Annotated in this window: 16 protein-coding genes and 1 pseudogene; 7 read left to right on the top strand and 10 right to left on the bottom strand. The window is 64.6% G+C overall.

Going from position 1 to position 22,138, the window contains the following annotated elements:
- Window positions 1-4: 4 nt before the first annotated feature.
- Entirely contained in the window at window positions 5-529 is a 525-nt protein-coding gene (locus APH44_RS17710; RefSeq protein WP_054893865.1) for a DUF2059 domain-containing protein, read from the bottom strand.
- A 157-nt stretch (window positions 530-686) separates the two neighbouring features.
- On the opposite strand from APH44_RS17710, the gene APH44_RS17705 reads away from it, so the two are divergent.
- On the top strand, window positions 687-2,081 hold the full coding sequence (locus tag APH44_RS17705; protein WP_054893864.1) for a class II fumarate hydratase: 1,395 nt from the start codon (window positions 687-689) through the stop codon (window positions 2,079-2,081).
- 58 nt (window positions 2,082-2,139) lie between these two features.
- On the opposite strand, the gene APH44_RS17700 is transcribed toward APH44_RS17705, so the two are convergent.
- Window positions 2,140-3,102 (bottom strand): DMT family transporter, encoded by a 963-nt coding sequence (locus APH44_RS17700; RefSeq protein ID WP_054893863.1) that lies wholly within the window; start codon window positions 3,100-3,102, stop codon window positions 2,140-2,142.
- Between the two features lie 137 nt (window positions 3,103-3,239).
- Window positions 3,240-4,733: a polyphosphate:AMP phosphotransferase gene (gene pap / locus APH44_RS17695; protein ID WP_054893862.1), complete on the bottom strand. Its 1,494-nt coding sequence runs from the start codon at window positions 4,731-4,733 to the stop codon at window positions 3,240-3,242.
- A 132-nt stretch (window positions 4,734-4,865) separates the two neighbouring features.
- Between pap and mnmC the strand changes: the two genes are divergently transcribed.
- The 5 genes from mnmC to APH44_RS17670 all read left to right on the top strand — a co-directional run bounded on the left by mnmC (window position 4,866) and on the right by APH44_RS17670 (window position 12,116).
- Window positions 4,866-6,851, top strand: coding sequence for a bifunctional tRNA (5-methylaminomethyl-2-thiouridine)(34)-methyltransferase MnmD/FAD-dependent 5-carboxymethylaminomethyl-2-thiouridine(34) oxidoreductase MnmC (mnmC, locus tag APH44_RS17690; protein WP_054893861.1), 1,986 nt, complete (start codon window positions 4,866-4,868; stop codon window positions 6,849-6,851).
- Window positions 6,852-6,974: 123 nt separating this feature from the next.
- Window positions 6,975-8,762, top strand: a complete 1,788-nt coding sequence (locus APH44_RS17685; protein WP_054893860.1) for an N-acetylglutaminylglutamine amidotransferase — start codon at window positions 6,975-6,977, stop codon at window positions 8,760-8,762.
- A 3-nt stretch (window positions 8,763-8,765) separates the two neighbouring features.
- Window positions 8,766-10,508, top strand: a complete 1,743-nt coding sequence (gene ngg, locus APH44_RS17680) for an N-acetylglutaminylglutamine synthetase (RefSeq protein WP_054893859.1) — start codon at window positions 8,766-8,768, stop codon at window positions 10,506-10,508.
- 83 nt (window positions 10,509-10,591) lie between these two features.
- A complete protein-coding gene (locus tag APH44_RS17675; protein ID WP_054893858.1) occupies window positions 10,592-11,776 on the top strand; it encodes an osmoprotectant NAGGN system M42 family peptidase in 1,185 nt (394 codons plus the stop codon).
- A gap of 112 nt (window positions 11,777-11,888) precedes the next feature.
- Window positions 11,889-12,116 (top strand): YheU family protein, encoded by a 228-nt coding sequence (locus tag APH44_RS17670; RefSeq protein WP_054893888.1) that lies wholly within the window; start codon window positions 11,889-11,891, stop codon window positions 12,114-12,116.
- On the opposite strand, the gene csrA is transcribed toward APH44_RS17670, so the two are convergent.
- Window positions 12,113-12,301, bottom strand: coding sequence for a carbon storage regulator CsrA (gene csrA / locus APH44_RS17665; RefSeq protein ID WP_054893857.1), 189 nt, complete (start codon window positions 12,299-12,301; stop codon window positions 12,113-12,115). The two genes, APH44_RS17670 and csrA, sit on opposite strands and share 4 nt — an antisense overlap.
- Window positions 12,302-12,433: 132 nt before the next feature.
- The gene (locus APH44_RS17660; protein WP_054893856.1) at window positions 12,434-13,246 is read right to left on the bottom strand and encodes an SDR family oxidoreductase; all 813 of its coding nucleotides are present in this window, start codon (window positions 13,244-13,246) and stop codon (window positions 12,434-12,436) included.
- A 233-nt stretch (window positions 13,247-13,479) separates the two neighbouring features.
- On the opposite strand from APH44_RS17660, the gene APH44_RS29240 reads away from it, so the two are divergent.
- Complete coding sequence (locus APH44_RS29240; RefSeq protein ID WP_065862157.1) at window positions 13,480-13,632, top strand: DUF3309 family protein; 153 nt, start codon at window positions 13,480-13,482, stop codon at window positions 13,630-13,632.
- Window positions 13,633-13,734: 102 nt separating this feature from the next.
- Here the strand turns inward: APH44_RS29240 and APH44_RS30430 are convergent.
- From APH44_RS30430 to APH44_RS17635, 5 genes and pseudogenes are all read right to left on the bottom strand, one after another.
- Window positions 13,735-16,818 (bottom strand): annotated as a pseudogene (locus APH44_RS30430) (transporter substrate-binding domain-containing protein); the annotation flags it as partial.
- 30 nt (window positions 16,819-16,848) lie between these two features.
- The gene (locus APH44_RS17650; RefSeq protein WP_054893854.1) at window positions 16,849-17,484 is read right to left on the bottom strand and encodes a response regulator transcription factor; all 636 of its coding nucleotides are present in this window, start codon (window positions 17,482-17,484) and stop codon (window positions 16,849-16,851) included.
- Window positions 17,485-17,513: 29 nt separating this feature from the next.
- Window positions 17,514-18,518 carry a hypothetical protein gene (locus APH44_RS30095; protein ID WP_256216425.1) on the bottom strand — a complete coding sequence of 335 codons (1,005 nt, stop codon included), beginning with the start codon at window positions 18,516-18,518 and terminating at the stop codon, window positions 17,514-17,516.
- A 197-nt stretch (window positions 18,519-18,715) separates the two neighbouring features.
- A complete protein-coding gene (locus APH44_RS17640; protein WP_054893852.1) occupies window positions 18,716-19,447 on the bottom strand; it encodes a molecular chaperone in 732 nt (243 codons plus the stop codon).
- A 128-nt stretch (window positions 19,448-19,575) separates the two neighbouring features.
- On the bottom strand, window positions 19,576-22,008 hold the full coding sequence (locus APH44_RS17635; RefSeq protein WP_253781943.1) for a TcfC E-set like domain-containing protein: 2,433 nt from the start codon (window positions 22,006-22,008) through the stop codon (window positions 19,576-19,578).
- Window positions 22,009-22,138: the final 130 nt, after the last annotated feature.

The raw sequence follows: 22,138 nt of genomic DNA, 5'->3' as shown, positions 1-22,138 counted from the left end.
AGGCTCACTTCTTCGCCGGAGCGGCGGCCTTGCCAGCGTTCGGGTCCAGCTCCTTGGTCATGTCGTCCAGCAGCTTGTTCACCACCGGCACTGCAGGCTCCAGGCTCTGCTGGGTCAGCTGGGCCGACTGCTGGGTGACCTTGGGCATTTCGCGCAGGACTTTCTTGCCCAGCGGCGACTCGTAGAACTTGACCAGGTCGTTGAGCTCCTGCTCGGTGAAGGTCGCGGTGTACAGGTTAACCATCTGCGGCTTGAGCTTCTTCCAGCCAATGGCATTGTCCAAGGCGGCGTTGGCCTTGGCCTGGTAGCTGTCGAGCACGGATTTCTTCGCAGCCGGGGCCTTGGTCTGCTCGAAGCGCTGGGCGAACATCTGCTGGACCTGCATGTACACCGGGGTGCCCAGCTTGTCGGCATTGGCCAGGGTCAGGAACTTCTCGGCGGCGGCGTTGTGGCTGGCAGTTGCGGCGAGGACCTGGCCGCTGGCACAGGCCAGGGCGACGGCGGCAAAGAGGACACGGAGGCGGGTCATTGCAATTCCTTCATGAGAGGGTGAGGCGGATACCTCAGAGTAGAGCATTCTGCGCCGCGATGGGCACTGTGCTCAAGTGGGAAGACGAGCGATTGACCGCCCGGGTGGATCAGGGCCTAAACTGCGACTTCTGACTGAACAAAGGAGTGAGCGCAGCATGAGCCGTATCGAGACAGACAGCCTGGGCCCGGTCGAAGTTCCAGAGGACGCCTACTGGGGTGCGCAAACCCAGCGCTCGCTGATCAACTTCGCCATCGGCAAGGAGCGCATGCCCCTGGCTGTCCTCCACGCCCTGGCGCTGGTCAAGAAAGCCGCGGCACGAGTCAACGACCGCAACGGCGACCTGCCAGCCGACATTGCCCGACTGATCGAACAAGCCGCCGACGAAGTGCTCGACGGCGAACACGACGATCAGTTCCCGCTGGTGGTCTGGCAGACCGGCAGTGGCACCCAGAGCAACATGAACGTCAACGAAGTGATCGCCGGGCGCGCCAACGAACTGGCTGGCAAGGGCCGTGGCGGCAAGGTTCCGGTCCACCCGAACGATCACGTCAACCGCTCGCAGAGCTCCAACGACTGCTTCCCCACTGCCATGAGCATCGCCGCCGCCCAGGCCGTGCACAACAAACTGCTGCCGGCCATCGCCGAGCTGTCGTCGAGCCTGGCAGAACTGTCGGCGCGTCACTCGAATCTGGTCAAGACTGGCCGCACGCACATGATGGACGCCACGCCCATCACCTTCGGCCAGGAAATCTCGGCCTTCGTAGCCCAGCTCGACTACGCCCAGCGGGCGATCCGCGCCACCCTCCCGGCGGTCTGCGAGCTGGCCCAGGGCGGCACCGCAGTGGGCACCGGCCTCAACGCCCCGCACGGGTTTGCCGAAGCCATTGCCGCCGAGCTTGCGGCGCTGTCCGGCCTGCCGTTCGTCACCGCACCGAACAAGTTCGCCGCCCTCGCTGGCCATGAGCCACTGACCAGCCTGGCTGGCGCGCTCAAAACTCTTGCCGTGGCCTTGATGAAAATCGCCAACGACCTGCGCCTGTTGGGTTCCGGCCCGCGTGCCGGGCTTGCCGAAGTGCGCCTGCCGGCTAACGAACCAGGCAGCTCCATCATGCCGGGCAAGGTCAATCCGACCCAATGCGAAGCCCTGTCGATGCTGGCCTGCCAGGTACTGGGCAACGATGCGGCGATCGGCTTCGCGGCCAGCCAGGGGCACTTGCAGTTGAATGTCTTCAAGCCGGTGATCATCCACAACCTGCTGCAGTCGATCGAACTGTTGGCCGATGGCTGCCGCAACTTCCAGGAGCACTGCGTGGCCGGCATCGAGCCGGACGCCGAACAGATGGCCGCCCACCTGGAGCGCGGGCTGATGCTGGTGACGGCGCTGAACCCGCACATCGGCTACGACAAGGCTGCGGAAATCGCCAAGAAGGCGTACAGCGAGGGCAAGACCCTTCGCGAGGCAGCGCTGGAGCTCAAGTACCTGACCAACGAGCAGTTCGATCAGTGGGTGCGCCCGGAAAACATGCTGGCACCGGGGGCCAAGGGCTGATCCTGAGACGATAGGGGCCTCTTCGCGGGCTTGCCCGCGAAGAGGCCCCCGCCGATCATCAGCGAACCTCTGCCACCCTGGCCCGCCGCGCCCGCCACCCCGCCACCAGCGAAGGCCCCAGCGCCACCAGTGCCGACCCTGCCACCACCGTCACCGCCCCGGCATAGCCCAGCGCATTGATCTGTTCGGCATGCACGTACTCAGGCCACACCCAGGCCGATAGCGCCACCGCAATAAAGGTGACCAGCGGCGTCAGTGCCAAGGTCGCACTCACCCGCGATGCTTCCCAATGCGCCAAAGCCTCGGCAAATGCGCCATAGGCGACCAGCGTGTTCAGGCAGCACGCCAGCAGCAACCAGCCTTGTACAGCCGTCAGTTGCAGCGCCTCCAGCGGGTGCGCCCAAGGCGTCAGCAGCGCCGCGCAGCACAGGTAGATCACCATCATTACCTGCTGCGAATGCCAGACCGTCAGCAACTGCTTCTGGCTCAGGGCATAGAACACCCAGATGCTGGTGGCCAGGATGATCGTCAGTACACCGGTGGTATAGGTCCCAAGTGATGTCAGCAGCTCGTCCAGGCGCTGGTTGAAGAACAGCCCGAAACCGGCCAGCAACACCAGCAACCCGATACCCTGGCCCAAGCTGAAACGCTCTTTGAACACAAACACACTGGCCACCAGCAACAGCACCGGCCCCAGTTGCACCACCAACTGCGCAGTACCAGGGCTGAGCAGTTTGAGACCGACCAGATACAGCACGTAGTTGCCCATCAGCCCACACACGGCCACCGCTACCAGGCCCAAGCCCTTGCGCCCCAGCCGCTGGACTGGCGGCAGGCGCCGGTTGGCGGCCAGCCAGGCGAACAGCAGGCCGCCGGAGACCAGCAGCCGATACCAGGTGACCGTGATCGGATCCATCACCTGCAGCACCTGCTTGAGCTTGATCGGCAGAATGCCCCACAGCAGCGCGGTCAGCAGCGCCAGGAACAGGCCATGGACCCAGCGTCCGGAAGAAATGTGCATAGCGTCCTCGATCAATGCCCTGAGTGGGGTGATTGAAGTCTAAGGGCTGCAAAGATGGGGCTGGCAGAAAGTGGCGGGAAAAGAATTCATCAGGTCATTCCCGCGGGGCATGGCTGCCCCGCGGCGGACGGGATGCGTCACTTCTTGTGCCTGGCGAACGCCGCTTCCAGTGCATCGTTGATGGTGCGCAGCACCTTGACCCGCGCCCAGCGCTTGTCGTTGGCCTCCACCAGCGTCCAAGGGGCTATCTCGGAGCTGGTACGATCGACCATGTCACCCACCGCCTCGGCGTAAACATCCCACTTGTCGCGGTTGCGCCAGTCTTCCTCGGTGATCTTGTAGCGCTTGAACGGGATCTCTTCACGTTCCTCGAAGCGCTGCAACTGTGTCTCTTGGTCGATTGCCAGCCAGAACTTCACGACCACGATGCCCGAGTTGCTCAACTGCTCCTCGAAATCATTGATCTCGCCATAGGCGCGCATCCAGTCCGCCGGGGTGCAGAATCCTTCGACTCGCTCCACCAGCACCCTGCCGTACCAGGAGCGGTCGAAGATGGTGAACTTGCCGCGCGCCGGTACATGCCGCCAGAACCGCCAGAGGTAGGGCTGGGCCCGTTCCTCTTCGGTGGGCGCAGCGATCGGCACGATGCGGTACTGGCGTGGGTCCAGCGCGGCGGCCACGCGGCGAATCGCCCCACCCTTGCCCGCAGCATCGTTACCTTCGAACACCGCGACAAGGGCGTGCTCGCGCATGCGCTTGTGCCGCAACAGCCCGGCCAGGCGTGCCTGCTCGGCGACCAGCTGCTTCTGGTAGTCGTGCTTGTCGAGGCGCCGGGTGAGATCCAGAGCGCCGAGCAAGCTCAACTGATCGATACTGCGCCCCAATGGCGCGACATTGCCCTGGTGCTTGCCCTTCGGCGCATTGGCCAGCGCCGCGTTCAGGCTTTCGAGCAGAATGCGCCCGGCCGCCAGCGCACGGTAGTGCGGATCGACACCCTCGATCACATGCCAAGGCGCGTAGTCGCGGCTGGTGCGGCGCAGAACCCGCTCACCGAAACGTACGAAGCGGTCGTAGGTCTCGGACTGCTGCCAGTCCAGCGGACTGATGCGCCAACTGTGCAGCGGATCGTCGCGCAGCACCTTGAGCCGGGTCTTCATCTGTTTCTTGGAGAGGTGAAACCAGAACTTGATGATCAGCGCACCTTCGTCGCAAAGCATCTGTTCCAGGCGCTCAGCGCCGGTGATGGCCTGGTCGAGCACCGCATCCTTGAAGCGACCATGCACCCGCCCCTGCAACATCTGGCTGTACCAGTTGCCGAAGAACACTCCCATTCGCCCTTTTGGCGGCAGTGCACGCCAGTATCGCCAAGCGGGTGGGCGCGCCAGTTCTTCGTCGGTCTGCTGGTCGAAGGTGAGCACATCGATCATCCGCGGGTCCATCCACTCGTTGAGCAGCTTGACCGTTTCGCCCTTGCCAGCACCCTCGACACCGTTGATCAGTACGATGACCGGAAAACGCGCCTGCTGCTTGAGCTCGAACTGGGCCTCCAGCAACGCCTCGCGCAAGGCCGGCAATTCGGCCTCGTAGGTTTCCTTGTCAATGCTGTGACCGATTTCCGCGGATTCGAACATGGCTCACTCCTTCGATGGATAAGCAAGAGTAGCGGATTGCACGCCAGTCTTGCGCCCTCTTCACCACGGCGGATACAGCGTCGGCGACGCAGATGGCATAAAATCTTCGCTTCACTGCCAGCCGAACCGACCATGCCTGATACCCCACTCCCCCAGCACGCCCAGATCGACTGGGACGACCAGGGCCGCCCCCACTCGCGGCAATACGACGACGTCTACTTTTCGAAGAACGAAGGCGTGCACGAGACGGTGTACGTCTTCCTCGAACGCAATCACCTGGCCCGGCGCTTCGCCGAGCTTGCGCCGCACGCCTGCCTGGTGATCGGCGAGACCGGCTTTGGTACCGGCATGAACTTCTTCTGTGCCTGGCAATTGTTTGCAGAAAAGGCTCGCCCCGAGGCGCGGCTGCATTTCGTCAGTGTCGAGAAGTACCCACTGAGCCGCGCCGACCTGGCCCGCGCTGCAGCGCTGTGGCCGGAGCTTTCGCCCTTCAGCGAACCCTTGCTGGCGCAGTATGTGGCCGTGCACCCGGGCTTCCAGCAGTTCAGCTTCGAGCAGGGCCGGGTCACCCTCACCCTGCTGGTCGGTGACGTGCTGGAACAGTTGCCCCAGCTCGACGCGCCCATCGACGCCTGGTTTCTGGACGGTTTCGCCCCGGCGAAGAACCCGGACATGTGGACGCCGGAACTGTTCGCGCAACTGGCACGGCTGTCACGCCCCGGCACCACGCTGGGGACCTTCACCACCACAGGTTGGGTGCGCCGCGGCCTGGCAGCCGCCGGTTTTGCCATCAAGAAAGTGCCGGGGCTGGGCAAGAAGTGGGAAGTGATGGGGGGAGAGTTCGTCGGCTGGCCTGAAGACCTGCCGACGCCGCCACAACCAGCCCCCTGGTATGCACGCCCTGCACCCGTGGACGGCCCCCGTCGCGCGCTGGTCATCGGCGCCGGGCTGGCCGGTTGCGCCAGCGCCGCCAGCCTGGCTGCACGCGGTTGGCAGGTCGAAGTGCTGGAACGCCACGACGCCCCGGCCCGAGAGGCCTCCGGCAACCCCCAGGGCGTGCTGTACCTGAAGCTGTCGGCACACGGCACCGCCTTGTCGCAGATGATCCTCGCCGGGTTCGGCTACACCCGCCGTTGGCTCGAACGCCTGCAGCGTGGCCGCGACTGGGACGACTGCGGCGTGCTGCAACTGGCCTTCGACACCAAGGAAACCGAACGCCAGGCCAAACTTGCAGGCGCCTTCGACAGCAGCCTGCTGCAGAGCCTGGATCGAGAGCAGGCCGAGGCGATCGCCGGGGTCGCCCTGGCCAGCGGTGGGCTGTTCTACCCCGAGGGCGGCTGGGTGCACCCGCCCGCACTGTGCCACGCGCAATTGCAACACGCGCGCATTCGCCTGCTCAACCATCACCAGGTGATCGAACTGCGCCGCGTCGACGGTCTGTGGCAAGCGTGGGACGGCGAACGGTTGCTGGCCAGTGCGCCGCTGGTGGTACTTGCCGGCGCAGCGGATGTGCGCAACTTCCCGGCATGCACCGAGCTGCCGCTCAAGCGTATCCGCGGACAGATCACCCGCCTGCCGCTGACCGAGCGCAGCCAGGCGCTGGGCACCGTGGTCTGCGCCGACGGCTACGTCGCCCCGGCGCGCGATGGCGAGCACACCCTCGGCGCCAGTTTCGACTTCCATAGCCTCGACCTCGCCCCCACTGCCGGCGAGCACGCAAGCAATCTTGGCCTGCTGGAGGCGATTTCTGCCGACCTGGCGCAGCGGCTCGACACGGCCGCACTGGATCCGGAACAGTTGCAGGGGCGCGCAGCGTTTCGCTGCACCAGCCCGGATTACCTGCCGATTGTCGGGCCGCTGGCCGATCCTGCTGCGTTCAGCACGACCTATTCAATGCTGGCCAAGGATGCCCGACAGGTTCCGGCCATCGCCTGCCCCTGGCTGGAAGGCTTGTACGTCAACAGCGGCCACGGCTCACGCGGCCTGATTACCGCGCCTTTGAGCGGCGAGCTGATTGCCGCCTGGGCCAGTGGCGAGCCACTGCCGGTACCTCGGGCCGTGGCCGAGGCCTGTCATCCAAACCGCTTCACGCTGCGCAAGCTGATTCGCGGCAAATGAAACAGCACCCACCCGTCCCATATAACAGATTGATCTAAAACTCCCGTAAATCCCCTGGGTCAGTTCCTTAAGGTGCCCCATGTGGGGGCACTCTTTCCCCAACGGCAAAACCGGTAAGGACTTATGTGCGGATTAGCAGGAGAGTTGCGTTTCACCCCCATCGACCAAGCCCCCCGCCCGGCGGATCTCGCCGCGGTGGAGCGCATCACCCATCATCTGGCGCCACGTGGCCCTGATGCCTGGGGCTTCCACAGCCAGGGGCCGATCGCCCTCGGCCATCGGCGCCTGAAGATCATGGACCTGTCCGACGGCTCGGCGCAGCCGATGGTCGACAACACCCTCGGCCTGTCCCTGGCGTTCAACGGCGCCATCTACAACTTCCCCGAGCTGCGCCAGGAACTGCAGGACCTAGGCTACAACTTCTGGTCCGACGGCGACACCGAAGTGCTGCTCAAGGGCTACCACGCCTGGGGCGCCGCGCTGCTGCCCAAGCTCAACGGCATGTTCGCCCTGGCCATCTGGGAGCGCGACAACCAGCGCCTGTTCCTGGCCCGCGACCGCCTCGGCGTCAAGCCGCTGTACCTGTCGCGCAACGGCGAGCGCCTGCGCTTCGCCTCGACCCTGCCGGCGCTGCTCAAAGGCGGCGACATCGACCCGATGATCGACCCGGTAGCGCTCAATCACTACCTCAACTTCCACGCCGTGGTGCCAGCACCGCGCACGATGCTGGCCAACGTGCAGAAGCTCGAGCCCGGGACCTGGATGCGCATCGACCGCCACGGCGAAGTCGAGCGCCAGACCTGGTGGCAACTGCATTACGGCCCAACCCCGGACGAGCAGGACCTCGACCTGGAAGGCTGGACCACCCGCGTGCTCGATGCCACTCGCGATGCCGTGGCGATCCGCCAGCGCGCGGCTGTGGATGTCGGCGTGCTGCTGTCAGGCGGTGTCGACTCCAGCCTGCTGGTCGGCTTGCTGCGCGAGGTCGGCGTGGACGACCTGTCGACCTTCTCCATCGGCTTCGAGGATGCCGGCGGCGAACGTGGCGACGAGTTCCAGTACTCGGACCTGATCGCCAAGCACTACGGCACCCGCCACCACCAGCTGCGCATCGCCGAACACGAGATCATCGATCAGTTGCCGGCCGCCTTCCGCGCCATGAGCGAGCCGATGGTCAGCCATGACTGCATCGCCTTCTACCTGCTTTCGCGTGAAGTCGCCAAGCACTGCAAGGGCGTGCAGAGCGGCCAGGGCGCCGACGAGTTGTTCGCCGGCTATCACTGGTACCCGCAGGTGAATGGTGCCGAGGATGCCTTCGCTGCCTATCGCGAGGCGTTCTTCGACCGTAGCCACGACGAATACCGCGACACCGTGCAGGCACCCTGGTTGCTGGACAACGATGCCGCCGGCGATTTCGTTCGCGAGCACTTCGCCCGTCCCGGTGCAACCCATGCGGTGGACAAGGCCCTGCGCCTGGACAGCACGGTGATGCTGGTCGACGACCCGGTCAAGCGTGTCGACAACATGACCATGGCCTGGGGGCTAGAGGCACGTACGCCGTTCCTCGACTATCGCCTGGTCGAACTTTCTGCCCGTATCCCGGCCCGCTTCAAGCTGCCCGACGGCGGCAAGCAGGTGCTCAAGCAGGCGGCGCGACGGGTCATTCCCCATGAAGTCATCGACCGCAAGAAGGGCTACTTCCCCGTACCCGGCCTCAAGCACCTGGAGGGCGCGACCCTTGGCTGGGTACGCGAACTGCTGACCGACCCGAGCCAGGACCGTGGCCTGTTCAACCCGGCCATGCTCGATCGCCTGCTGAGCAACCCCCACGGCCAGCTCACCCCACTGCGCGGCTCCAAGCTGTGGCAACTGGCGGCCCTGAACCTGTGGCTCAGCGAACAAGGAATCTGACCGATGAAAGCCCATAGTGCCTATGGCCAGCGCCTGTTGCGCGGCCAGGCGCCCTCCTACGAACGCCTGCAGGCACGCCTGGCCGGTGACGGCAGCGACCCCCACGACCAGCCGCGTGCCGTGCACTGCGGCTGGGGACGGTTGCTGATCGGCCACACCTACCCTGACCCTGCACAACTTGCCGAGGCCATGCTCGACGAACAGCCCGGCGAACGTGACATCGCCCTCTACGTGGCGGCCCCCCAGCAGTTGCTGGCCCAGGCGCCGCAACAGTTGTTTCTCGACCCCTCCGACACCCTGCGCCTGTGGTTCACCGACTACCGCCCGGCCCAGCGCGTATTCCGCGGGTTTCGCATCCGCCGCGCCCAGGCCGAAGGCGACTGGCAGGCGATCAACACGCTGTATCAGGCGCGCGGCATGATGCCGGTCAATCCCGAGCTACTCACCCCGCGCCACCTGGGTGGCCCGGTGTACTGGATTGCCGAGGACGAAGACACCGGCGCCGTGATCGGCAGCGTCATGGGTCTGAACCACAGCAAGGCTTTCGACGACCCTGAACACGGCAGCAGCCTGTGGTGCCTGGCCGTCTCCCCGCAGTGCAGCCGTCCGGGTGTCGGCGAAGTGCTGGTGCGCCATCTGGTCGAGCACTTCATGAGCCGCGGCCTGGCCTACCTCGACCTGTCGGTGATGCACGACAACCGCCAGGCCAAGCGGCTTTACCAGAAGCTGGGCTTTCGTAACCTGCCCACCTTCGCCGTCAAGCGCAGGAATGGCATCAACCAGGAACTGTTCCTCGGCCCTGGCCCTGAAGCCGGGCTCAATCCCTACGCGCGGATCATCGTCAACGAAGCCCTGCGCCGTGGTATCGAAGTCCAGGTAGACGACGCCAGCGCCGGGCTGTTCACCCTGAGCCTGGGCGGGCGCCGGATTCGCTGTCGCGAATCGCTGAGTGACTTGACCAGCGCCGTGACCATGACCCTGTGCCAGGACAAGCGCCTGACCCGCAAGGTGTTGCACGATGCCGGCCTGCAGGTGCCTGCCCAGCAACTGGCCGGCAACGCCGACGACAACCTGGCTTTTCTCGAAGAACATGGCGCCGTGGTGGTCAAGCCGGTGGATGGCGAGCAGGGCCAGGGCGTCGCGGTCAACCTCACCGAATACGACGAGATCAGCCAGGCTGTGGAGCACGCTCGGCGTTTCGACAGCCGCGTGCTGCTGGAGAGCTTCCACGCCGGTTTCGACCTGCGCATCCTGGTGATCGGCTTCGAAGTGGTGGCCGCCGCCATTCGCCATCCGGCCGAGGTGATCGGCGACGGCAAGCACACCATAAAGGCGCTGATCGAGGCCCAGAGCCGCCGTCGCCAGGCCGCAACCGGGGGTGAAAGCCGCATCCCGATGGATGAGGAAACCGAGCGCACCCTGCGCGCCTCCGGGCTGGGTTTTGAAGACGTATTGCCGGCAGGCCAGCGCCTGGCGGTGCGGCGCACGGCGAACCTGCACACCGGCGGCACCCTGGAAGATGTCACCGAACAGTTGCACCCGGTGCTCGCCGATGCGGCGGTGAGGGCTGCACGGGCACTGGAAATTCCGGTGGTCGGGCTGGACCTGATGGTGCGCGATGCGCAGCAGCCGGACTACGTGATCATCGAAGCCAACGAACGGGCCGGGCTGGCCAACCATGAACCGCAGCCGACTGCAGAGCGGTTCGTGGATCTGCTGTTCCCGCATAGCCAGCCCCTGGCCTGAATCGCTGCTGGCCTTTTCGCGGGCAAGCCCTTGTGGAATGGGCTTGCCCGCGAAAAAGCCAGCAAAGACCCCAAGGAGTACCCATGTCCGAACGACTCCCCGAACCCGACCTGGACTACCTCAAGCGCGTCCTCCTGGAGATGCTCGCCATCCCCAGTCCCACCGGCTTCACCGATACCATCGTGCGCTACGTAGCCGAGCGCCTGGACGAACTGGGCATCCCGTTCGAGCTGACCCGCCGTGGCACCATCCGCGCCACGCTCAAGGGCCGTCAGAGTTCGCCCGATCGCGCCGTCTCGGCACACCTGGACACCATCGGCGCCAGTGTGCGGCAGTTGCAGGACAACGGCCGCCTGGCACTGTCGGCAGTAGGTCACTGGTCCAGCCGCTTCGCCGAAGGCAGCCGGGTCAGCGTGTTCACCGACACCGGCGTGTTTCGCGGCAGCGTGCTGCCGTTGATGGCCAGCGGGCACGCGTTCAACACCGCCATCGACCAGATGCCGATCAGCTGGGAACACGTTGAGGTGCGCCTGGACGCCTACTGCGCTACCCGCGCCGATTGCGAGGCGCTGGGCATCGGCATCGGCGACTTCGTCGCCTTCGACCCGCTACCGGAATTCACCGACAGCGGCCATATCAGCGCCCGTCACCTGGACGACAAAGCCGGCGTGGCGGCATTGCTCGCAGCCCTCAAGGCTGTGGTGGAAAGTGGCCGCCAACCGCTGATCGACTGCCATCCGCTGTTCACCATCACCGAGGAAACCGGCTCCGGGGCCGCAGGCGCGCTGCCTTGGGATGTCAGCGAGTTCGTCGGCATCGACATCGCCCCGGTGGCGCCGGGACAGGCGTCCAGCGAGCATGCGGTAAGCGTGGCGATGCAGGACTCTTCAGGACCGTACGACTACCACCTGTCCCGTCATCTGCTCAAGCTGGCGGCCGACCAGGAGTTGCCTGTACGCCGCGACCTGTTCCGCTACTACTTCAGCGACGCCCACTCGGCGGTCACGGCCGGGCACGATATCCGCACTGCGCTGGTGGCGTTCGGTTGCGACGCCACTCACGGTTACGAGCGCACCCACATCGACAGCCTGGCTGCACTGAGCCGCCTGTTGTCGGCGTACCTGCTCAGCCCGCCCGTGTTCGCCAGCGACTCGCAACCGGCCAATGCTTCTCTGGAGCGCTTCAGTCATCAACTGGAGCATGATGCGCAAATGGAGAGCGATACCCGGGTGCCAGCGGTGGATAGCCTGGTGGGCAACAAGAGCTGAACCTGGCGGCGGCGTCTACGCGGGTGAACCCGCTCAGACGTCGCCGACGATTAACGTCCCTGCCCCACTTTCAAGTAGCATGCAGCCCAACCTGCCCAACCCGATAGCCATCATGCTGATCCCCTACGACCAACTCGAAGCCGACACCCTCACCCGCCTGATCGAAGACTTCGTCACCCGCGACGGCACCGACAACGGCGACGACACCCCGCTGGAAACCCGCGTGCTGCGCGTGCGCCAGGCCTTGGCCAAAGGCCAGGCATTCATCCTCTTCGACCTGGAAAGCCAGCAGTGCCAGTTACTGGCCAAGCATGATGTGCCACGGGAGTTGCTGGATTAAGACGAGGGGCTGCGCTCCAGCTCCTGCTCCTTGATACGCTTGTAAATCTCCGAGCGGTGCACCACCACCTCACGCGGTGCACTGATCCCGAAGCGCACCACACCCCCTTCGACGGCCATCACTTTGATGCGGATGTTCTCGCCGATGGTGACGACCTCGCCGACATCACGTCCGATTACCAACATGCTCCGATCCTCCAGACCCAGGGAAAATCCGAGCCTGCTATGGGCATTCGGCCTATTCAATCATTCAGCTGTGAAATAGACCGCACCTACCCAGATCGGTAAAAAGCCCTACAGACGACACCTGCAGAACAGCTACTGCCCTGGCCGCGCCTTGGCCCGCATCTTTACCGCCATACTGGCCATCTCGTCATAGAGCACCTGCGGGGCTTGGCACTTCAGACGCCAGGCATCGCGTCCGGCCTCGTGCGGCAGAATCAGGAATTCGCCCGCCGCGACCTGTGCGTGGATGTAGTCGGCAATCTGTGCGGCAGTGATGGGGGAGCCTTCCAGCAGCTTGCCGACCTGCGCCTTCATCGTCGGATTCGGCCCGCGGAAAGAGTCGAGCAGGTTAGTCTGGAAGAACGACGGGCACACCACATGCACCCCCACCTCGAGCTGGCGCAACTCCACCAGCAGGCTTTCCGACAGCGCCAGCACACCGGCCTTGGCGACGTTGTAGTTGCTCATCCCCGGCCCTTGCATCAGCGCCGCCATCGAAGCGATGTTGATGATGCGCCCCTTGCTGCGCTCGAGCAGTGGCAAAAACGCCTTGCAGCCCTTGACCACGCCCATCAGGTTCACTGCGATCTGCCAGTCCCAGTCTTCAAGCGACAGCTCGGCGAAGAACCCGCCCGAGGCGACGCCCGCGTTGTTGACGATCACATCGATGCCGCCGAATTGTTCCTCGCAGGCTTGGGCCAAGGCGGTGAGCTGGCTGTAGTCACGCACGTCGCAACGCTGCACGAAACCATCGCCGCCTGCGGCACGTACCTGCTCCAGGGTTTCGCGCAGGCCAGCATCGTTGACATCTGCCAGCGCCAGGCGCCAACCCTCCCGAGCCCAGCGCAGGGCGATCTCGCGGCCCAGGCCGGATCCTGCGCCTGTGATCATGATGCGGTTTTGCATGGTGACGGGCCTTGTGCCGACTGAATTGCAACCGAGTCTAATCAACGTCGGACAGCCAGGCAGGATTCATCAGGATAGTGAATGCAAGCCCATGACCGTTCAGTCAGTGCCGAGCTCGTCGACCTGCAAGGGGCAGACACACAAATGGAATCTTTCAGGTCCGGCAACAGTCCGAATTTACAAGAGGCCAGCAGTTCCAGGCCCTTGACCCCAACCACGCAAGGATTTCGCCCATGACCACGATCCTCATCATCATCCTGATCCTGCTGCTGATCGGTGGCTTACCGGTCTTCCCCCATTCGCGCAGCTGGGGTTATGGCCCGTCCGGCATCGTCGGTGCCGTACTGGTGGTGCTGCTGGTGCTGTTGTTGCTCGGGATGATATGACGCCATCGCCATGCCGCCAGTGGCGGCATGGCGCTTGAGCTGGCGATCCAGTTGCTGCATCGCCGCGCGCAACGCGCGCACGTCCGCGCTCAATTGCTCCGGTGCGGGTGACGGCTTGGTGCAGGTTCGTTCGAGACGTTCGCACAATTCCACCAGAGCGCTGGCGCGCACGATGCGCGCAGCGCCCTTGACCCGATGGGCCAGTTGCGCAAGTGCCTGCGGCTGGTGCCTGAACGCCTGCAAGCACTTGAGATCACTACGGTTGCTGCTGCGCAGATCGGACAGCAAGGCACTGAGCGCAGCTTGGTCCTTGCCCACCAGGTGCATCAGATGGCCCATGTCCAGAATCGATTGACCGCATGCGCTCGCCTCTGAGGGTGGACGACACGCCGTCAGTACCCGCTCCAGGTCTTGCAGCCCCAGCGGCTTGAACAGGCAACTGTCCATGCCCGCAGCCCGGCAGCGGTTTCGCTCATCGGCCAGGGCGCTGGCCGTGAGCCCGATCACCCGACAGCGCGGGCGCTCGCTGCGCCGCTCATGTTCGCGGATTGCCCGCGCCAGTGCGTGCCCACCGAGCCGTGGCATGTTGCAATCGCTGATCACGACATCGAAATGCTCCTTGAGCCACAAGCGCAGGGCCTGCGTGCCGTCTTCGGCGACGCGGGCCTGATGGCCGAGGTAATCGAGCTGTTGGGCCAGCAACAGGCGGTTGGCCGGATAGTCATCGACAACCAGCACCCGCAACCTGGCGAAGTACGTCGTGGCCGTGGGCACGGTGGGCTCCTCACGGGCTTCCTGCGCGATCAGCAAAGGCAGCTCAAGGTGAATGCACACCCGTGTTCCCTGCCCCAGTACACTGTCCAGCCTCAGGTGCCCTCCCATCATCTGGCACAGGCTGCGGCTGATGGCCAGACCCAGCCCGGCGCTGTGCCGTGGCGATTGTCGATGGTTGCTGGCCTGGCGAAACAGTTGGCCAAGGGCGGCCAGCTCATCGGCGGCAATGCCGATTCCGGTGTCCTCCACGGCAAGCTCGACCGACAGCCTGGCCCCCTGCGCACGCGCCTGCAAATCAACCCGGACATGGCCATCGCCGGTGAACTTGATCGCATTGCTCAGAACGTTGGCGAGGATCTGCTTGAAGCGCAGAGGATCGAGCATGACCTCGCACGCCTGTGCACCGCGCATGTCCAATTCCAACACCAGGCCCTTGGCCCGCGCCTGCGCTTCGAACAACTGAACCACGCTGGCCACCTGCTCGCCCAGCACGACCCGCTGCGGCGCCAGTTGCAAACGCCCGGCTTCGATCCGGCTGACATCGAGAATGTCACCGATCAGCTCGAGCAGGCCGCGCGCGGCATCGGTGGCAACTTCGATGGCCATGCGGTCGAGGACACCTTGGCCCGCCTTGCGCTGGGCCAGTTCGAGCATGCCCAGCAGCGCGTGTAGCGGAGTGCGGATTTCATGGCTCATCGTGGTGAGAAAGCCAGTCTTGGCCTGGTTCGCCGCCTCAGCCTCGCGGCGCGCCCGTGCCGCCTCTTGCTGCAGACGGCGCAGGTAACGAATCCACACCAGCGCCAGCAACAGCAGGCCCAAGGCCGCCGCGAAGCCTCCCAGGATCTTGCCACGATAGCGTGACCAGACCCCATCCCCCACGATCAGTGGATTGCGCCAGCGGCGCACCAGGGCATCGGTTTCCTGTGGGGCAAGGCTGAGCAGGGCCTTGTTCAGGATGCCCTGCAACGTCTGCTCACTTTGCGCCGTGGCCAGCGCAAAGTGAGCAGGCGGCAAGGATACGCTGGCCGCGATCTTCACACGCCCCGGATACCAACGGGCGATCATCGGCCGCGCATCGTCGTAGGTCAGCACCGCCGCGCTCACCTGACCGCGTGCGACCGCGTGCAGTGCCTCGAGAGCCCCGCCATAGGCCTGCAAGCGGATACGCGGGTAGCGCTGGGCCAGGAGGTCCGGCACGGCACTGCCCAGGATCACACCCAATCGGTGCCCCTCCAGCCCGACCAGGCTCGCAGGACTGGAGGCGTCTTCACGCGTGACCAGCACCCGTGCCGCGCTCAGGTAAGCCCGACTGAAACTCAGCTCGCGGGCCCGCTGCGGGCTGTAGGGCAAACCGGCAATCACCTGCGCACGCCCCTGACGCACCCACTCGATCATCTGCTCGATAGTGCCTGAGGCTTGCACCTCGAAACGCAACCCGGTGCGCTGGCTGATCAATTGCAGGATGTCCAGGCTCAGCCCCTGCAGCCCCGCCTTGGCATCGCGATAGCTCAGAGGTAGCAACTGTTCGTCCAGCACCACCTTGACCACAGGATTGTCACTGATCCAGCGCTGCTCGGAGGTGCTCAATTGCAAGGCCGCAGGATCGTAGGCCGCCATCGCCAACGGGCTCCAGCGTCGGCGGATCTGCTCATGCTGGGGCTCGCCAAGGCTGGCGAGGGCTTCATCGACCAAGGTCGCCAGCGGCCCGGTCGAATCGAGCATGGCGAAACCGATCGCCTGTGAATCCAGGTCGGCACGACCGACCGCCTCGACCCCGAACAGCTGACTGCGCCCCAGCAGGTAGCGTCCTTTGTGCTCATCCCCGATATACACATCGGCCTGGCCCAGTACCAGCGCGGCCATGGCACTGAACGGCGAGGCATGCCACTGGATCTGCGCCAGCGGGTAACCTGCCAGAACCTGTTCCAGTGAGCGATAGCCTTCGACCATGGCCAAGCGCATACCGGGCTCATGCCCGGGTCCAGGTGCGCCGGCCGATCGGGCCGCCATCAGCATGGGCCGGTCCTCGGCATAGGGATGCGACAAGCGCAAGCCGGCATCCTGAGCCTGGCGTGCGGTCACCGAACCGACCAGGTCGATGCGTGCATCACGCAAGGCTGCAAAGGCCTCGTTCTGCGTGGCAAAGACCTGCACCTCGACCTGCATGCGCAACCGTGCCGCCACCAGGCTGGCATAGTCGGCAGTGATACCCTCATAGGTCTGGCCGGTACCCAGCAGGTCGAAAGGGGGATCGTGTCGTTCGACGATACCCAGGCGCAACCGGCTTCGCTCCCACAACCAGCGCAGGGCGTCTTGCGTCGGTTCGATGGCCGGCCCCTCCGGGACAACCCCTGAATGCAACTGGGTGGCAGTTGCTTGCGGCAGGGCGATCAGGCACAACAGCAGCGCCATCGACAGGGCTCGGCCGAGCACTGGACAGCTCTAGATCAAAAGGTTGCGGCGAGCGAAATCCGCGAGATCGATGAGCGAACGGACCCGAAGCTTTTCCAGCAAACGGCTCTTGTAGGTGCTGATGGTCTTGTTGCTCAGCAACATCGCATCGCCGATTGCCTTGTTGCTCAAGCCCCTCGCCAACTGCTGCAGAACCATCAATTCACGATCGGTGAGGCTGGCGATGCACTGCGCCTCGCTGGCCTTGAGATCCTGCCGGTGCACCGAGCTGAGCGCCACCTGCGGAAAGTAGGTGTAACCGGAAAGCACGGCGCGCACCGCCTTGTTCAGTTCACCAAGATCATCGGTCTTGGACACATAGCCGGCGGCGCCGGCCTGCATGCAACGCAGCGAATAGGCCTCGGCCAGTTGCGAGGTAAGGATCAGCGACTTGGCCGGGTGCTCCAGGCTACGCATCCGGGCGATCACCTCCAGGCCATCCAGGCCATCCAGGCCAGGCATGGTGATGTCCAGGATCACCAGATCCACCGGGTCCTGGCGCATCAACCGCAGCGCATCGATACCATTGTCCGCCTGCCCGACGACCTCCAGGCGCTCCTGGCGCAACAGCATGCACACGGTCGAGCGGATGAAAGGATGGTCGTCGACCACCAGTACCCTGCTCATGCTCGTTCCTCGCTCGTCATGTCCATGGACTACAACTCGGCATCGAAAACGACGGTAACCAGGCCACTGTAGGTACTTCCGGCATTGGCCAGCATGCCGCGTACCTGATCGGATTCGATGGCGAAGTGCAACTGCCCGGGGCGATTCGCCACCGGCTGAACCGACTCGAACTGCAATGCCATGGCGCGCCCGGTGGGCAGCGGCAGTCGCTGCACCGCGCCGCCCCCATGCTGGATCCCGCCAGGCAGACTGAGCGCCACTTCCAGGTCGGCCTGATGGCTGGCGGCATCCCGAATCGCGCACCCGGTACCACTGTCGTGCTGACACAGCTTGTAGACCTTGAACGGGCCGGTCGACCACACCCGGAAAGGCAAGTCGCGGTAAAGCCGCTGTGGAACCCGACCGCCTCCCAACCATGCCTGCCAGCCACCTCGTGGTTCGAGCACGGCGCGCTCGGACCCTGGGGGAAACTCGAACAGGAAGGCATGCTGCACATCCAATTCGAAATTGACGGTCAGGGTATCGCCGCTAAGCCCTGACACTCCATTACCGAAGTCGAAGTCCATGCCCGGACCGATGCGGTAGGTGGTGGAGCCTCGATAGATACCAGAACGCAAACGGTAAGGCGGTGGCAGGTCGAGCTGGAAGGCGACGCTGGTTTCCTGCACGTCGAGGTTCTGGCTGAAGCCCGCTGCAGCGTAACCACCATCTGCAGTGCAGGCTCCCGGGGAGGTCGGATTGCCGATGCGCCAGAGGTAGGAGATAAGGGCGGGACGCAATTGCGAGACATTGCCGATACTGCTGCAACCGCCCTCCACGCTTGCCTGGTAAAGCGTATGTCGATTGATATTCGCGCCGAGCACGCGTTGGCTGAGCGCCGTCCACTCGAACACCATACGCCGCGAATCGAGCCCGTCATCAGAGCGCACCTCGATCTCGCGTCGAGCGGGAACCTTGACGAAGAAGGTATCGCGCACATCCGAAGCTGCACGGATCGTGGTCTTGGTATAGGTGATAGGCAGGGTCACGGTCATCTGCTCACGGCAGCTCGAACCCCAGCTCCGGCAAAGCCCGCCAGGCGGCGTAGTATTCTCGAACCGTCCCGACCCGCCCCCATGGTATTTCGCAGTCAAGGTCACCTCCAGGGCAGGCGCAACCGGTGCGACCAGCAACATGAGCCATAGCCAGGCGCGACCGATATGCGCAAGGCGACCACGTCCTGCGAGGCGGCTCATCCTTCCACCACGACATCGCGGCGTTCGGCACCTTCATGCAGGTCGAAGCGATGTTCCTTTTCCACATGACCACTGAATTGTCGGCTACGCCCCGGCAACAAGTGATGCTTGGTGGCCGCATCACAGGTCTGCGCCGCCACGTGGCACTGACGAAAACGGTCCAGGACTACACTGGCGTTGCCAGCGTTGGTCACTTCCAACTGACCACCCTGACGGCGAATCCGGGTATCGAAACGCGCCTGCTGCGGGCGCACGAACAACAACGAACCGTAACCGGCCAGCAAGTTGACGCCAGCCTGCAAGTGCTCACGGTAGCTGCGTGCCTCTTTTTCATCGACGGCAAAGCCATCGCCGCGCTCAGGCAGCACCGGGACGAAGCGCAGGCGGAAATAGCGCTCCTGATCTCGTGGCCCTCGGTACAGAAGGCGCACAGCCTGCATGCCACCAGCGGGCACGATCAGCCGGGCAGGACTGGCGATCAGCCCTCGCTGTTCCAGCGCCAGACCATCGGTCGCGACCTCACGAGCACTGCCGTCTGCGTCATACACCAGCTCCACCACGCTGATCCTGACGAAGGCCGTGGTGTCGCCACCATTGCGTACCCGTTTGAGCAAGGTGCTGCGATCACCTTCAAGGTAGTCGTAAAGACCACCGATGTTCAGTTCCGGGGCCGCGTGTAATGACAGCGGCATCGTCAGCAGCAGGGCCATCAGGCCGCGGATATCCATGCGATAAATCTCCATGCAATCAATGTGATATTAGGGGGGCGTGGGGCGCGTGGCCATGCACCGATGCGAGCGATACTTCCCAAAACGCGATGAGAAAACTCCTACAAAAAGCAGGAGCAATGCACTTCTCAACCACTGCGGGCATCCGTGGCAGGGCCCCCTTCGCCCGCCAGCTCACCGGGCCTGCACTGCTGGTCACCGGCCAACAGCACATCGCCCTCGCGCACCAGTCTCAAGGGGTCAAGCGCCAGCAAGCAGACCGCTGCTCCCTTGAGACGGACCTCGAGAGTCGGGGTCGACTCGCTCATTTCAACGGCGAAGAAACCGTCGACTTCAGTGACGCTGCGGCTGGCGTGATTGATCACCTGCGCGCCCCGCAGGGGCTGGCCCTTGTCGTCGAACAAACGTCCCAGCACCGTGACCGTGCGCATCACCCGCAACTGGCGATAGGCGATGCCGCCTCGGTTCAGGTGGTAATCCAGGCTGGCGGGCTGGATCAACGCCGCGGTGGGGTCGATACCCTCGAAGTCGAACTGCACGCTGCCGGGCTTGTAGGCCGCGACCGGGATCACGTTGCGGCCGGGGCGCAGGACGGCGGTGCTGCCATTGGGGTCTTCGGCATGCAGTTTCAGGTCGGGCACGTCACTGTCGACGTCGACAATCAGACCCGCCTGATGCGGCAGGTACTGGCCGCTCAGTGCAACCTTGCCGCCCCCAAGCGCAAGCAGGCTCTCCAGGTTCACGCCACCGCTGAACTCGCCGTTGTAAGAAGATTGCTGAACGTAGGCATCGCCATGCATCACCTCGTTTTCGAACTGGGTATCGCCGCCAAGCCCCACGCCATAACGGTCGGCACTCATCGTTGCACCGACACTGCGCAGCGGCCCGAGCTCAAGGTCTTGCTGATAGGACAGCGAGGTGTTGATGTCGCGCCCGCCATCACGAGAAGTGCGGGTACCGACAGTCGCCGACACCCGCCGCCCCTTGCCGCCTCCCAGGCTCATGCTCAGCGCCAGGTTGACCCCGCGGCTGCGTGACTCCCCCGTGGCCAACGTGCCGGGGCGGTCGAACACCGACAGCCGCCAGTTGGCATCGGAGCCCAACAGCCGTCCGTAATACGACCACCCCAGATCCAGCCCCACCCCCTCGCTGGCACCGCGGCTGTGCGATACCCGCAGGTTGGCAGTGTGCCGCGGGTCCAGGCGCTGACTCAGCGACAGCGAAGTCTGCCGGGTCGCCTGCGCCGCAGGAGGGCGCTGAATGGTCGTCTGGGGGGTGAGCCAGGAACGGCTGTGGCTGGCCACCAGGGAGGTGGTCTCGAAATTGCCCACGGCCTGCAGGTCGTAGCCGTTGCCATAGCCTCGGGCCTGATAGAGGTTGCCATACAGCTTGAAGCGCTCGTGCACATCCCAGTCCAGCGAAGTGCCGAACTGCTGCTGCTCATCGATCTGCTGCACGGAAACCCCCACCACTGCGCGTGGATGCAGGAGGTAGTTGGCAAGGATGCCGCCACTGAGGCTGTCGTCATGCTCACGTGACCAGTTGCTCAGCACACTGCTCTGGCGCCCCAGGTAGACGTTGTAGCGCCAACGCCCGCCGCGGCTGCTCCAGTTGCTGGGTTTGTAGATGAATGCCTGGTCGCGCGAGGTGACCTGGCCATCCTCGACCAGACGCACCTCGACTTCGTAGATGCCACCGGGCAGCACCCGGGTGTCCAGGGTCTGCAAGCCAGGCTGCACAGGCTGGCTGTTGATCAGCACACCGTTGCGGTAGATCTCGACGATCGCCGGTCGGTCGGGGGTGACGTAGATCGGGGTGGTGCTGGGCATGCCGGTGTCCAGGGCCAACCCGTCGCTGCTGCCGAACATCAGCCCCAGTGTCGTGTCGGGGTTGGCCCCGTTCAGCCGTGGCTGGCGCGTCAGGCCCTGGGCACTGGGGGTGAAGTAGCCGAGCCGATAGAAGTGATCTTCGACCAGGCGTTCGGCATACAGCTGCTCGACGTGATAACGGGTCGAGGCATCGGCCTCGCTGCCACGGTCGAGTTGGCCATCGGCCAGGGCGGTCCAGTGGCCGATGCTGCCCTGGCCCTGCAGTGCAAGGCGCCCAGTGCCGCCGCGCCCATCACCGACCAGGTTGAGCTGGTTGCGCAGCAACAGGCCCGTGCTTCCTTGCTCTGGCGGCCGGTGAAAACGAGGCACCTGCCCGGCGCTTTCGGCCTGGAGGGTGAGCAACGATAACTGTGAGTTGACCAGGCTGTAGTGCACGGCCTGAAGCCCGTCGGGACAATCCTGAAGACAATCTCCGAGCGGTCGCGGTCGAGCCAGACGCTCCTGCCAGCGCTGGCGCAGGCTTTCGGGCTCGCGGCTCTCGTCGGTTTCGGTGAACTCGAGCAGTTGCACCTGCTCGTCACGCCCCAGGACCACCATGGCATCGCCCAGGTAGCGGCCGTCCAGGTCCACCCGCACCGCCAGCGGCACATCGAAGAAATGCCCCTCGAATTCACGCGGCAAACCCTCGACCCGCCCCAGGGTTGCAGAGGCAGCAAGGCCGATCCGGGGCATCAGGGCGATGCAGGCGCCCACGAGCAGGCAATGGCGGAGCGCGGCGGGGATAGGTTGAAAGATTGGCATAGGCATCATGGCAGGCAATGCCCGCCCCGCCCTGACAAGCATCAGACAGGGGCAGCGACGG

It is taken from the genome of Pseudomonas sp. NBRC 111143 (assembly GCF_001320965.1).
In the GTDB taxonomy this organism is placed as follows: domain Bacteria; phylum Pseudomonadota; class Gammaproteobacteria; order Pseudomonadales; family Pseudomonadaceae; genus Aquipseudomonas; species Aquipseudomonas machongensis.
The sequence above is the reverse complement of the archived record's forward strand: the minus strand, read 5'-3'. Positions and strand labels throughout refer to the sequence as shown.